The following is a 12,231-nucleotide window of genomic DNA, read 5'->3' on the forward strand; positions in this document are numbered from 1 at the left end:
TGTATATTTTTGAAAATCAACGAATTAATAAAAATATAAATTCTAGAAATCATGGATAAAAGAAAATTTACAGAGAATGGGGCAATTCTAGCAATTATTAAAGATTTAAAAGATCAAATCAAAAACAAAAAATTCTCAGACATTACAGACAACAACAACTACCAATACGTAGATCTTGTACAGGAAGGCGGCGGCGTGCTCGGAATTGCATTAATTGGATATGTTTATGTTTTGGAAAAAATGGGAATCCGATTTCTAAGTTTGGCGGGAACTTCGGCAGGAAGCATTAATACAATGCTGATGGCGGCCGCAGGAACTTGCGATGTAGAAAAATCTGAATGGATTTTAGATTGTCTATGCAACAAAAATTTGTATGATTTTGTAGATGGAGACCGCGATGCCCGGGAGTTTATCGATGCATTATTGAGTGATGCCGGAAACCTAAAATTAATAATAAAAGGCTATCAGGTTGTCGATAATTTTAAAGATGATCTGGGTTTAAATCCAGGAAATAATTTTCATCAATGGATGACCAATTTACTTTCTCAAAAAGGAATAAAAAATTATGCTGATCTAAAAGCATTAAGAGAGAAAGGCGTTTCAGATAAAAATAAATTATATCGAATAAATAAAGTCAATTCCGGCGACAAAGAAGAGTACAAACGTGTAGATCACTGGAGCGAAATGGCCATAATCGCCGCCGATATTACTACCGAAAGTAAAATTGTTTTTCCCAAAATGATGGATTTATTTTACTCCAATCCAGAAGTCCAAAATCCAGCCGATTTTGTCCGCGCATCAATGTCGATTCCGTTATTTTTTACTCCTTTTAAAATTAAAAATATTCCGACCGGAGTCGATGCTTGGAATAAATGGAACGAGGCAACCTGTTTGCGTACTTCTGTCCCATCTGAAGTTATGTTTATGGACGGTGGAATTATTTCAAACTTTCCAATTGATATTTTTCACGAAAATCTTAATGTTCCTGCTTCACCAACTTTTGGAATTAAACTCGGCTACGATAAAAATGAGATCAACAAAAATGAAAAATTTCCCAGTTTAATAAGTTCAATGTTTGACACAGCGAGATATGGTTATGATGCTGAGTTTTTAAGAAAAAATCCAGATTTCAAAAACCTAATTGGGTACATTGACACTGGAAGCCATAATTGGTTAAATTTTAATCTGACCGACGATGCCAAAATTGATCTTTTTATTCGCGGCGCACAAAATGCTGCCGACTTTTTAAATCGTTTTAATTGGGAAGAATACAAAAAAATCAGAAAGGCAAAAAGTGATTATTACAAATCAGTCTAATATTTACATACAATTCATAATCAAATTATTATCTATAATTTTTCTTTCGTAAAATCGTTATAATATCCTGCAGTTAAACCATTGCAGGATTTTTTATTGCGATTCATTTTTTTATTACATTTGAATGCCTTTTTTATCTAACCCAAAACAAATACCACTATGAAAAAAACCGCTATTTTAGTCACAACTATTTGTGCCGCAACACTTATTGCCGTTTCATGTTCAAGCGATAATAATGAAAACACTACCTCAACAGACATAACTACAGTTGGCGCCTCACTTGCTGTTGACGCCGCTAATGAAATGGATGTTAATACGGGTCTGTTTGTAACCTCAACTCCTGCAGCAGCAAAAACTGCCGAAACTCCTGTTGGCTTATGTGCCACTATCACCGTTACAACACCAAACGGAACACAATACCCTAGAGTATTTCTAGTGGATTTCGGAACTGGATGCACGGATAATAATATAATTAGAAAAGGAAAACTAAAAATTACCCTTTCTGGACCAATAATTAATACAGGCAGCAAAATGACTATTGAAAGGATAGATTATTCTATGAGCGGCATAAAACTAGAAGGAACGATAGAATATACCAATATTACAACTGTAGCAACAGTACCGCAATGGACTAGAAAAGTAATAAATGGTAAACTTACAGATAACCAAGGAAAAGTATACAACAATTCCGGAATTTACACTACGAAACAAACCGCTGGTGTTGAAACTCCTTTTGTATTAACAGACAATGTTTATGAGATTCCAGAGGGAACGCATACCGTAACCGCTGCCGACGGAACGACTTTGACTTTGACAGTAAAAGAAACTTTAATTAAGAGATATTCCTGTCTTTTTATTTCGAAAGGACAATTACAAATTAAAGGAGGTATTTTGAACGGCGTTGTTGATTATGGAAATGACACCTGTGATTCTTTTTACATTTACACACACGAAAACGGCACTTCATTTAATCTTTCCTTCTAAAACCTTTTCTTACTATACTTTAAATCCCAATTTTTAAAAAGATTGGGATTTATTTTTTTTATAAAAATAAAACTGGGACCTCTAAACATTTAAACTATTTTCTTTATTTTGCACCCAAAATCTAATAACCCACCAATGAAAAAAACATTAATTGCTTTTGTTACTCTTGTCTTACTTGCATCATGCAGCAAAAAAGAAACTACTGGTAACGTACATATTACTGGAAATATAAAAGGTCTAAAAAAAGGAACTTTATACATCCAAAGAATTGTTGATACATCACTTGTCGCAATTGACAGTATTAAAATAGATGGTAGTTCTGCTTTTGAAAGCAATATCACATTAGATTCTCCAGAAATGCTGTATTTATTCTTAGATCGCGGTGTAACCAATTCACTAGACAATAATATTTTATTCTTTGCTGAACCAGGAAATATTACTATTGAAACGAACTTAGACAATTACATTTCTGGTGCTAAAATTACAGGATCAAAAAATCAAGAGTTATACGAGCAGTATGCAAAAATAAACGGTCGTTTCATCGACGAGAATCTTTCATTGGTTGAACCTCGTTTTAGAGCAATAAAAAGACAAGATCAAAAAGCGGTAGACAGCATCACTAAACTACAAGAAAACAATATCAAAAGAAAATACTTGTACGCAACAAATTTTGCCTTAAACAACAAAGACCATGAGGTAGCACCTTATATTGCTTTAGCAGAGATCTACGACATCAATTTGAGATTTTTAGATACTATTCAAAAATCGATGACTCCAGAAGTAGCTAAATCTTTTTACGGAAAGAAACTAACAAAATATGTTGGCGACTTAAAAAAACAGCAGCCGACACAAACACCAGAATAATTTCTGATGTCATTTATATAGAAAATGCCCTGAAATTATCAGGGCATTTTTTTTGTTTATTATCTAAATACTGATTTAGAATTATTTTCCCATTAAACCTCCAAGGATCGCAAATACAAATATCAATGCATAGATCCCTAAAAGGATAACCATTAAAATACCGAAAAATTTGTAATGCGATTTCAAATAACCCAATGAATCTGTCAAAGCCGTTGAATCATTATCCTTGAATGCCTTTTTTGCATTCGAACTAAACTTAAACAAATAATAAACTGGAAAAAAATAAAGGGCTGCCATTAAAAAATATGCTGCTCCCATAGCTGCTCCAAAAGATGCGCCCATGCCTCCCATTCCCTGCATTGAACTTCCCATAGCAGAAAAGATTGTTCCTGCAAAAACAGCGATTAAAAGTAAAAATCCGATTCCGATAAAACCGATAATCGACAAGAAATAAGCCCATTTAGCTGTTTCTTTTAAAAAGTCTTTTGCCGCAGAGTCTAACTGCAATTCAAATTTTTCAAATGCTGAAATTTCTTCCATTAGTTTTAATGTTTTAGGTTATCTAACAAACATAGGAAAAATATTCTTAAAGTTAATATTAGAAAGAAAAATTCCAAAAAAAATAAATTCCAAATTCCAATACGATTCAAATATCATACGATAAAATTTTACTAACGGTTGAAACCAGACGCTATATTTAAAACGAAATAATAAATTCAGATTCCACACAGCAAACTTGAAACCTGAAACCTGAAACTTGAAACCTGAAACTTGAAACTTGAAACCTGAAACTTGAAACCTGAAACTTCAAATTTGAGCAAAAAAAAAAACCATTCACAATGTGAATGGTTTTTTGAGCCGATAGAGGGACTCGAACCCACGACCTGCTGATTACAAATCAGCTGCTCTAGCCAGCTGAGCTACATCGGCGTTTATTTCGGGTGCAAAGATAAAATTGTTTTTTAATATTCCAAAAAAAATTTCACACCTCTCTCTATAATTAAAAAAACCACCACATTTCTGTGATGGTTTCCGTTGAGCCGATAGAGGGACTCGAACCCACGACCTGCTGATTACAAATCAGCTGCTCTAGCCAGCTGAGCTACATCGGCCTCATTACGGGTGCAAATATAAAGCGGTTTTTCGTTTTCCCAAAATAAATTTGCACTTTTTTACACTTTTTTTTGCTTACAATGCGTTGATTTTTTCAATCAATTGATTAGCAGTTTGTTCTAATTCAACATTGATTTGTTTGAAGTGTGCTTTTTTATTTTCAACGTTCTTTGCGTTAACTTTTGTGATCAAAGTATCGAATGCAGCAATAGCTTCATCGATCAAAGCATTCGTTTCTGGAGTTGGATTTCCTGTTGTTGACATCTCAAACAAGTAAACTGCCTCAATAATATCTCCTAATACGAAGTTGATGTCTTTCTTTAAATTTTTAACGTTTGCCATTTTTATTATAATTTTAATTTGCGTTTGCAAAAGTACACATAATCCTCAAATTTAATGCTATGAAATGTAAATTTCTAAAATAGAAGCTTTTCCGCTTAAATTAAATGCATTAATCGCAGCTGGAACCAAAACTGTATCTCCTTTTTTATAGGCTTGTTTAAAACCATCGTATTCAATTTCAAAATCACCTTCGATACACATATAAACCGTAAAAGTTTCGCCAGTTTTAGAAACTTCAACTTTATCTTCTAACGGAATAAAATTGGTTGTAAAATACGGACAGTCAACAACTGTGTTTGATGTATTTGCTTTAGACTCGTATTTTTTCTGCGTATCTACTTTATTATAGTTGATTGCGTCAAGTGCTAAATCTACGTGAAGTTCTCTTTTATTTCCGTTTGCATCTACACGATCAAAATCGTACAAACGATATGTAATATCCGATGTCTGCTGAATTTCTGCAACAACCAAACCTGCACCAATAGCATGAACTGTTCCTGTTTCTAAAAAGAAAACATCTCCCGATTTTGCTTTTACATCGTCTAAGATCGAAACCAAAGTATTGTCTTGTAAATGTTTTAAATATTCTTCTTTACTAGAATCTTCTTTAAAACCAACAATAATTCTAGCATCTGCATCTGCCTGCATTACATACCACATTTCTGTTTTTCCAAATGAGCTGTGACGTTCTTTAGCCAATTTATCATTTGGATGAACTTGAATCGAAAGATCTTCCCTAGCATCAAGATATTTAAAAAGAAGCGGGAATTGTTTTCCAAAACGCTCGTAAACTTTAGTTCCTAAAAGCGCATCTGGCGTATCATTAATAAGATCCATTAAAGATTTTCCTTTTAGATCTCCATTTGCAATCACACTTACATCTCCTTCTACAGTAGATAATTCCCAGCTCTCACCAGTAATTTTAGAAACGATTGGCTTATTCAGTATTGTTTTTAGTTTTTCTCCTCCCCAGATTCTTTCTTTCAAAATCGGTTCAAATTGTAATGGGTATAAATTTTGGCTCATGTTTTTTAGGCTAATATATTTGTTTAATTAATTCTAATCTGATAGCATTTATAATACTAACTCTCTAACGGTTTCTAAAGCTTTTGGTATATGTTTGGCCGCATTTACGCTGTCAAATATCGAAATCACCAAACCGTTTTTATCTATAATATAGGTAACGCGACCCGGAAGGAGTCCAAATAAATTGTTACGGACACCAAAGAGCTTTCTTAATCTTTTATCCTGATCTGAAAGCAAAATAAAAGGCAATTGGTATTTAGCGGCAAATTTATGATGCGACTTCACACTATCACTGCTAATTCCGATTACCTCAGCTCCCAAATCTTTGAAATCTTCATATTGGTCCCGAAAACTGCAGGCTTCTGTTGTACAGCCAGGTGTGTTATCTTTTGGATAAAAATAAATTACCAAAGGTTTTCTTCCTAAAACACTTTGGCTTTCAAAAATTTCTCCATGATTGTTTTTCGCAGTAAAATTCGGAACTATATCTCCTATTTTTAATGACATTTTTTATTCTCCTTTATAAGTTACAAAATTGCGTTCGGTTTCATTCAGCACGATTTCCAAATCAAACTCGGGCTGAATTCTTGTTCTAATTTTATTCCATATCACAACAGCAATATTTTCTGCGGTTGGATTCAAATCTAAAAATTCTGGAACGTCCAGATTTAGATTTTTGTGATCAAACGGAATTTCTACTTCTTCTCGTATAATATCCGCTAATACTTTCACATCTAAAACAAAACCAGTTTCCGGGTCAATCTTTCCTGTAACACTTACTGTTAAACCATAATTATGACCATGAAAATTAGGATTGTTGCATTTTCCAAAAACAGCGGTGTTTTTTTCTAATGACCAATCTTTTCGATGTAGTCGATGTGCAGCATTAAAATGTGCTTTTCTTGATATGGTTACTCTCATCTAGGTTTTTGGTTAGTCTGGTTAAAGTGTATGATCTTCTAAATAATGATAAAATTCATCAAAAATTATTTTAAACCAAACGGTATATATTTCGGGCTGTTTCTGAATGTCAGATTTTACATCTTCGATTTTCATCCATTTCCAGTCTTCTACTTCCTCTGTATTAATATTCGGATTTTCATTGTAATATCCAATCATTACATGATCCAATTCATGCTCGGTTAATCCGTTATCAAAAGGCGCTTTATAAATAAAATGAAACAGCTCTTTTAAATCTGTTTTAAACCCCATTTCTTCAAACAATCTTCTGCTTCCAGCTTCAATATTGGTTTCGCCTTCACGCTGATGGCTGCAGCATGTATTTGTCCAAAGCAAAGGAGAATGGTATTTTTGATTCGCTCGCTGCTGCAGCATAATTTCATTATTTTCATTTAAAACGAAAACTGAAAATGCACGATGCAAAAGCGCTTTTTCGTGTGCTTCTAATTTTGGCATTAAACCAATCTGCTCATCATTTTGATTGACTAATATTACGTTTTCTTCTGTCATAGTACTTCTTAATCAAACAAAAATACAAAAAAAGATATGGCTTAAAAATCTTGATTACAATTGTAAAAATTCTAAACCCTTTCCTAATTTCTATTTTTCTGATTTACAATGTTATAAATTCGGTCTAGAAATTAAAAGCTGTTAAAATTAAGACATAAAAACTACATTGTATTATTTTACGTAACTAATAAAAAGTTAAAACACACTTAAAAAAATCTGAATTATTTTAAAGTCAGCATTTTGAGCCAAATCTCACCGTATCTTTGATAGACTAAATTTAAAGCCTCAAAAAATACCTGATTTTAATCCATTAAACTTTTACTATTTGTTTATGAAATCAAAAACTCAATTTATCAGCCTTTGCTTTTTATTACCGCTTTTTATTTTACAGGCTTGCGGGCAAAACACTAAAAAGCAGACAAAATCAACTTCTATGGAAAATAATATCATTACTAAATCTGGGAATCCTTATTATTCTAATACCGATACTACAAAATTGAATGTGAGTAACGCAGAATGGAAAAAAGTATTACCCGAAGATGTTTATGCAGTGATGCGTGAAGCGGACACCGAAAGACCTTTTACAGGAAAATATTGGAATACCGACGAAAAAGGAACATATTACTGTGCATCGTGCGGCAACAAACTTTTTAGATCTACAGCAAAATTCTCTAGTAGTTGCGGATGGCCGAGTTTCTTTGAACAAGAGGACAAAAAAAGTGTAATTTTTAAAGAAGATAATTCTATCGGAATGGAAAGAATTGAAGCACTGTGCGGTCGTTGCGGCGGCCATTTAGGTCATTTATTTGATGACGGTCCTGCGCCTACCGGAAAACGCTACTGCATGAACTCCATTGCTCTAGACTTTGTTCCTGATTCTAAATAATTTATTTATGAAAAATATACTTTTAATATGCTTTTTTGCCCTTTCCTTGAATGGGTTTTCACAAAATAAAAAAGCTTCAAATCTAGAAACCATTACTTTGGGAGGTGGCTGTTATTGGTGCGTTGAAGCCGTTTATGAAGATTTAAACGGAGTAAAATCTGTTGTTTCTGGATTTTCTGGCGGAAAAGCTGCGAATCCTACTTATGAGGAAGTCTGCACTGGAGAAACAGGTCACGCCGAAGTGGTTCAGATTACTTATGATAAAAATGTGACTGATATTAATGAAATCTTTAAAGTGTTTTTTACTGTTCACGATCCGACAACATTAAATCGTCAGGGCGCTGATGTGGGAACACAATACCGTTCTGTAATTTTTTATAAAAATGCCGAACAGAAAAAAGCCGCTGAAAGCATTATTGCAGAATTAAATAAAGCAAAAGTGTACAAAAGTCCGATTGTGACTAAAGTTGAACCTTTTAAAGTTTTCTATAAAGCCGAAGATTATCATCAAAATTATTATGCAAACAATAAAAATCAGCCATATTGCAAAATGGTGATTCAGCCGAAATTGGAAAAGTTTGAAAAAGTTTTTAAAGACAAACTCAAAAAGAAATAAAAAAGAAAAAGGGAAATGAACTAATTCATTTCCCTTTTTTATAGATTTTCAAAACTATTGTTTCGCAACTTTTTTAAATCGCATCATTGGCACATCGCCTTGAATCAAATTCAGTTTTCCATCTTTATCAATAGCATAACTGGTAGTCAGTTTAATTTGCTTTAGAAACTGTTGTTCTCCTCCTCCTTCACAAAACATCATTGTTGCTGGCCCTGGCTCTCCAAAAGTTAAAGATTTTCCATTTAACGTATATGGAGCACTGTAACCATTGCATCCATTATTACCGTAAACATTTTTTTCTTTTTCGTCAAAAGTAATTTGCGGTTTTTTATTTGGATATAAACCTTCGAAAGCTATTCTTGGTCCAGAAATATATTCTAATTCCCAAGTTGTATCATATAAGTTCCCTGCATTTTTAGTGTCTTTAGATGCCATACATGAAGTAAGTAATAAGGTTAAAACTGAAAGAACTGCGAGTGTGTATTTTTTCATAAATGTGTTTTTTAAAATTAATGTAATTTGTTTTTTGAAGATTAAAGTTATTCTCTAAAAATTACTTTCTCAATATCCGTGCCTATTTACAAGATTTATGAGGGTTAAAATTCCGTTTCAACTGTAATTTCTAACTCTAAGTTACAGCATTTTATTCAAAACTCTATTAATCAAATCTTTAAAATACGATTCGCGATTGCATTTTTTTTGTAATTTGCATCGATCATAAAAACCAAAAACATCAATCAAAAACCAAAAAAAATGAAACAATTTTTCTTATTGTTTGCTCTATTATTTAGTTTAACTAAAGTTCAATCTCAGGAAAATCTTCCAACAGATTATCTTTCAAAAGAATTTCACAAGGAACGTCGCGAAGCATTTAGAAATTTAATGCCTGCCAATTCTGTTGCAGTTGTTTTTTCGTATCCAGAAAGAGTGTTTTCTAAAGATATCAATTACAACTATCATCAAAATCCTGATATGTACTATTTAACAGGATATAAAGAACCAGACGCTGTTTTAATTCTTTTTAAAGAAGCACAAGGAACCGAAAAATATAATGAAGTTCTTTTTGTACGCGAAAGAAATGCATCGCAGGAAACTTGGACAGGAAGACGTTTTGGCGTTGAAGGCGCAAAATCTAAATTGGGCTTTACAACGGTTTATAACGGAAAAGATTTCAAAGATTTTGGAATAGACTTTAAGAAATTTGACAAAATTATATACGATAAAATTCCAACAGATCTAAAAGGCAATAAAACAGGTTTTGATCTTTTTGGTTTAATTGAAAGTTTCAAATCTAAAGCGGCGCTTACAGCTGAAAAAGACACTTCTGATCTTTTTAATACTATCACTAATTCTTTAAGAGAAATTAAAACTGCTGAAGAAATAGCTTTGATGAGAAAATCGGTAAAACTTTCATGCATTGCACACAACGAAGTTATGAAAGCCGTTGGCCCTGATATGAGCGAAAATGAGGCAGACGGAATTCATGCTTACATTCACAGACATTATGGTGCGGAAGGCGAAGGGTATCCTCCAATTGTTGGTGCCGGCGCTAACGGATGTATTTTACACTACGGAGAAAACAATGCCACAAAAATCGACAACCAATTATTATTGATGGATGTTGGTTCTGAATACCACGGTTATTCTGCAGACGTTACAAGAACAGTTCCTGCAAATGGAAAATTTACGGAAGAACAAAAAGCAATCTATCAATTAGTTTACGAATCTCAGGAAGAAGTTTTTAAACTCTGTAAGCCAGGAACTCCGTTTCAGGATTTAAACAAAAAATCAAGAGAAGTTATCGCAGCCGGATTAATTAAATTAGGAATTATTACGGATCCAAAAGATGTTCGAATGTATTATCCGCACGGATGTTCTCACTTTCTTGGCTTAGATGTTCATGATAAAGGAAATTATATGAGTGCATTAAAAGAAAATATGATCTTTACGGTTGAACCTGGAATTTATATTCCGGCAAACAGTAAATGCGATAAAAAATGGTGGAATATTGGTGTTCGTATCGAAGATGACATTTTAATTACTAAAGATTCATACGAAAATCTTTCTGCTGAGTCTCCAAGAAAATGGCAGGATGTTGAAGCTTTAGCCAAACAAAAAAGTACTTTTAATGATATGAAGTTTCCTAAGATATAGTTTACTTTCTGCCACAGATTAAAAGATTTTCACAGATTAGTTTAATCATTTTAATCTTTTAATTTGTGGCGATAAAAAAAAACAAAAGCTTCGTTTATAATTTAAACGAAGCTTTTTGTTTTAAAAAAGAAATCTTATTTATTTTTTGATCTGTGGTTGTAAAAAAACGAGAACTCGAAAAATAATTAATTTTCAGTTTTCAGTCTCAGTCTCACTTTTTACCACAATCTTGTCATCCTTGACGAAGGAAGGATCACACGCGAAACTCCGTCTATACTTTGGCGAATTACTAGTGTGATCCTTCCTTCGTCAAGGATGACAAAAAATAGGATTAATTCAATTAACTTACAGCTGATTAACTTCAATCTTCGTCAATTCTGACAATTCCAATATTCTTTCGACTTCATCTTTATTGGCAACAAAAAACAAATAATTATCTCCAAAAGTTTCGTACGTCAACAATTCCAAATTTGATTTTTCTAATTCCGATTGAATGTATGGAAATAACTCATGGCTATACGTTTCTTCAGGATACGCGAAAGTAAAATCTTCGCCAATTAAGTTAGATATAAAATATTCTGCATCTTCTGGATCAAATTTCCAGTCGCTGTTCCATGCATCAATACTTTCAAAAAAAGCAAAATGATCTTCTACAATACTATATTCTTTTGCCTCTTTTTTATAATTTTTAAAAAGCTTTTTGGTTTGCTTTTTAAGTTGTTTTTCTTCAATATTCCCTCTTGAGACCAATTTTATAAACTCTTCAAAATCTGTTTCTGTCGCCGCTTCATCTGCCAATAAATTTTCAGATGATGGAAGCTCAACGGTTTGTGGGATTTCTAGATTTAAATACTGGCAGATTCCCTGCAGTACTTTTTTAAAATCTCTAATTCCTATTTCCTGAGTTTCATTTTTAGGATTATTAATATCCAGCTTTTCTGTATCTAATAATCCTTTTGTATAATCTAAAAAGTGCGTGCTTGAATATAAAATTTTAAAATCGTTAGTTTCTAAACTATTTGTACAGCAAAAGAAAATGACAAAATTATTAAGAACTCGTTTCAAATACTTTTTCACCTCTGCACTTGGCTCTGAATAAAACTGAATATGAATAAAATCATATTCTAATCCTTGCTGCATTGTTTCTTCTGAAAGCACTCCAATATCAATCTTCTTATAAAGTTCATTTAAAACTTCATAAGCATTATTAAAACCTGCTTTTTTAATTTCTTCTCTGCCTTCTTCATGATCTAGTGAATACGGAAATGAATATAAGTTTACGAAAACAGAATCGTAAATTCCCTTCATTTTAAATTCTACACTATTTGATTCATGATATAAATAGCCGTAAATTGGTTCTATAACGTCATAAGAAAGTATAGATTTAGGATCATTATTTCTATTAAAAAAATTGGAAAAAATATTTATCATGGAAGACACTTATAAGTTATACTAAAAT

At 32.6% G+C, this 12,231-nt stretch carries 14 protein-coding genes and 2 tRNA genes; 6 read left to right on the forward strand and 10 right to left on the reverse strand.

The annotated features are described in order from the left end of the window. Nucleotides 1–51 precede the first annotated feature (51 nt). The 3 genes from BSF42_RS06365 (at nt 52) to BSF42_RS06375 (ending at nt 3,165) form a co-directional block, all read left to right on the forward strand. Nucleotides 52–1,317 carry a patatin-like phospholipase family protein gene (locus BSF42_RS06365; protein ID WP_095952267.1) on the forward strand — a complete coding sequence of 422 codons (1,266 nt, stop codon included), beginning with the start codon at nt 52–54 and terminating at the stop codon, nt 1,315–1,317. A 159-nt stretch (nt 1,318–1,476) separates the two neighbouring features. After that, nucleotides 1,477–2,301, forward strand: coding sequence for a hypothetical protein (locus BSF42_RS06370; protein WP_095952268.1), 825 nt, complete (start codon nt 1,477–1,479; stop codon nt 2,299–2,301). Nucleotides 2,302–2,436: 135 nt separating this feature from the next. Further along, nucleotides 2,437–3,165 (forward strand): DUF4369 domain-containing protein, encoded by a 729-nt coding sequence (locus BSF42_RS06375; RefSeq protein ID WP_095952269.1) that lies wholly within the window; start codon nt 2,437–2,439, stop codon nt 3,163–3,165. Nucleotides 3,166–3,246: 81 nt separating this feature from the next. Here the strand turns inward: BSF42_RS06375 and BSF42_RS06380 are convergent, their stop codons facing one another. The 8 genes from BSF42_RS06380 to idi all read right to left on the reverse strand — a co-directional run bounded on the left by BSF42_RS06380 (nt 3,247) and on the right by idi (nt 7,116). Beyond that, entirely contained in the window at nt 3,247–3,705 is a 459-nt protein-coding gene (locus tag BSF42_RS06380) for a hypothetical protein (protein ID WP_095952270.1), read from the reverse strand. A 316-nt stretch (nt 3,706–4,021) separates the two neighbouring features. Continuing rightward, nucleotides 4,022–4,095: transfer RNA gene (locus BSF42_RS06385), tRNA-Thr, on the reverse strand. 108 nt (nt 4,096–4,203) lie between these two features. Then, nucleotides 4,204–4,277 (reverse strand) — tRNA-Thr (locus tag BSF42_RS06390). 76 nt (nt 4,278–4,353) lie between these two features. Next, nucleotides 4,354–4,620, reverse strand: coding sequence for a hypothetical protein (locus tag BSF42_RS06395; protein ID WP_012022371.1), 267 nt, complete (start codon nt 4,618–4,620; stop codon nt 4,354–4,356). 57 nt (nt 4,621–4,677) lie between these two features. Further along, the gene (locus BSF42_RS06400; RefSeq protein WP_095952271.1) at nt 4,678–5,646 is read right to left on the reverse strand and encodes a type I phosphomannose isomerase catalytic subunit; all 969 of its coding nucleotides are present in this window, start codon (nt 5,644–5,646) and stop codon (nt 4,678–4,680) included. Nucleotides 5,647–5,694: 48 nt separating this feature from the next. Beyond that, a complete protein-coding gene (locus BSF42_RS06405; protein ID WP_095952272.1) occupies nt 5,695–6,153 on the reverse strand; it encodes a peroxiredoxin in 459 nt (152 codons plus the stop codon). A 3-nt stretch (nt 6,154–6,156) separates the two neighbouring features. Next, nucleotides 6,157–6,567, reverse strand: coding sequence for a 6-carboxytetrahydropterin synthase (locus BSF42_RS06410; RefSeq protein WP_095952273.1), 411 nt, complete (start codon nt 6,565–6,567; stop codon nt 6,157–6,159). A gap of 21 nt (nt 6,568–6,588) precedes the next feature. Then, nucleotides 6,589–7,116, reverse strand: coding sequence for an isopentenyl-diphosphate Delta-isomerase (idi, locus tag BSF42_RS06415; RefSeq protein ID WP_095952274.1), 528 nt, complete (start codon nt 7,114–7,116; stop codon nt 6,589–6,591). Nucleotides 7,117–7,447: 331 nt separating this feature from the next. Between idi and msrB the strand changes: the two genes are divergently transcribed. Both msrB and msrA read left to right on the forward strand, forming a co-directional pair. Then, nucleotides 7,448–8,002: a peptide-methionine (R)-S-oxide reductase MsrB gene (msrB, locus tag BSF42_RS06420; protein ID WP_095952275.1), complete on the forward strand. Its 555-nt coding sequence runs from the start codon at nt 7,448–7,450 to the stop codon at nt 8,000–8,002. Between the two features lie 7 nt (nt 8,003–8,009). Continuing rightward, nucleotides 8,010–8,618, forward strand: a complete 609-nt coding sequence (gene msrA, locus BSF42_RS06425; protein WP_095952276.1) for a peptide-methionine (S)-S-oxide reductase MsrA — start codon at nt 8,010–8,012, stop codon at nt 8,616–8,618. A gap of 54 nt (nt 8,619–8,672) precedes the next feature. On the opposite strand, the gene BSF42_RS06430 is transcribed toward msrA, so the two are convergent. Further along, nucleotides 8,673–9,110: an META domain-containing protein gene (locus tag BSF42_RS06430; protein ID WP_095952277.1), complete on the reverse strand. Its 438-nt coding sequence runs from the start codon at nt 9,108–9,110 to the stop codon at nt 8,673–8,675. A gap of 261 nt (nt 9,111–9,371) precedes the next feature. Here BSF42_RS06430 and BSF42_RS06435 point away from each other — a divergent pair, with 261 nt between their 5' ends. Next, entirely contained in the window at nt 9,372–10,772 is a 1,401-nt protein-coding gene (locus tag BSF42_RS06435) for an aminopeptidase P N-terminal domain-containing protein (protein ID WP_095952278.1), read from the forward strand. A 345-nt stretch (nt 10,773–11,117) separates the two neighbouring features. On the opposite strand, the gene BSF42_RS06440 is transcribed toward BSF42_RS06435, so the two are convergent. After that, on the reverse strand, nt 11,118–12,203 hold the full coding sequence (locus BSF42_RS06440; RefSeq protein WP_095952279.1) for a hypothetical protein: 1,086 nt from the start codon (nt 12,201–12,203) through the stop codon (nt 11,118–11,120). Nucleotides 12,204–12,231 lie beyond the last annotated feature (28 nt).

The sequence above is a fragment of the Flavobacterium sp. ACN6 genome (assembly GCF_002304005.1).
Classification (GTDB): domain Bacteria; phylum Bacteroidota; class Bacteroidia; order Flavobacteriales; family Flavobacteriaceae; genus Flavobacterium.

Excerpts from the sequence above, each read along its gene's own strand:
- BSF42_RS06375 (WP_095952269.1), top strand. The coding sequence starts at position 2,437 with ATGAAAAAAACATTAATTGCTTTTGTTACTCTTGTCTTACTTGCATCA.
- BSF42_RS06440 (WP_095952279.1), bottom strand. The coding sequence starts at position 12,203 with ATGATAAATATTTTTTCCAATTTTTTTAATAGAAATAATGATCCTAAA.
- BSF42_RS06400 (WP_095952271.1), bottom strand. The coding sequence starts at position 5,646 with ATGAGCCAAAATTTATACCCATTACAATTTGAACCGATTTTGAAAGAA.
- msrA (WP_095952276.1), top strand. The coding sequence starts at position 8,010 with ATGAAAAATATACTTTTAATATGCTTTTTTGCCCTTTCCTTGAATGGG.
- BSF42_RS06410 (WP_095952273.1), bottom strand. The coding sequence starts at position 6,567 with ATGAGAGTAACCATATCAAGAAAAGCACATTTTAATGCTGCACATCGA.
- BSF42_RS06395 (WP_012022371.1), bottom strand. The coding sequence starts at position 4,620 with ATGGCAAACGTTAAAAATTTAAAGAAAGACATCAACTTCGTATTAGGA.
- BSF42_RS06370 (WP_095952268.1), top strand. The coding sequence starts at position 1,477 with ATGAAAAAAACCGCTATTTTAGTCACAACTATTTGTGCCGCAACACTT.
- BSF42_RS06405 (WP_095952272.1), bottom strand. The coding sequence starts at position 6,153 with ATGTCATTAAAAATAGGAGATATAGTTCCGAATTTTACTGCGAAAAAC.
- BSF42_RS06380 (WP_095952270.1), bottom strand. The coding sequence starts at position 3,705 with ATGGAAGAAATTTCAGCATTTGAAAAATTTGAATTGCAGTTAGACTCT.
- msrB (WP_095952275.1), top strand. The coding sequence starts at position 7,448 with ATGAAATCAAAAACTCAATTTATCAGCCTTTGCTTTTTATTACCGCTT.
- idi (WP_095952274.1), bottom strand. The coding sequence starts at position 7,116 with ATGACAGAAGAAAACGTAATATTAGTCAATCAAAATGATGAGCAGATT.
- BSF42_RS06430 (WP_095952277.1), bottom strand. The coding sequence starts at position 9,110 with ATGAAAAAATACACACTCGCAGTTCTTTCAGTTTTAACCTTATTACTT.
- BSF42_RS06365 (WP_095952267.1), top strand. The coding sequence starts at position 52 with ATGGATAAAAGAAAATTTACAGAGAATGGGGCAATTCTAGCAATTATT.
- BSF42_RS06435 (WP_095952278.1), top strand. The coding sequence starts at position 9,372 with ATGAAACAATTTTTCTTATTGTTTGCTCTATTATTTAGTTTAACTAAA.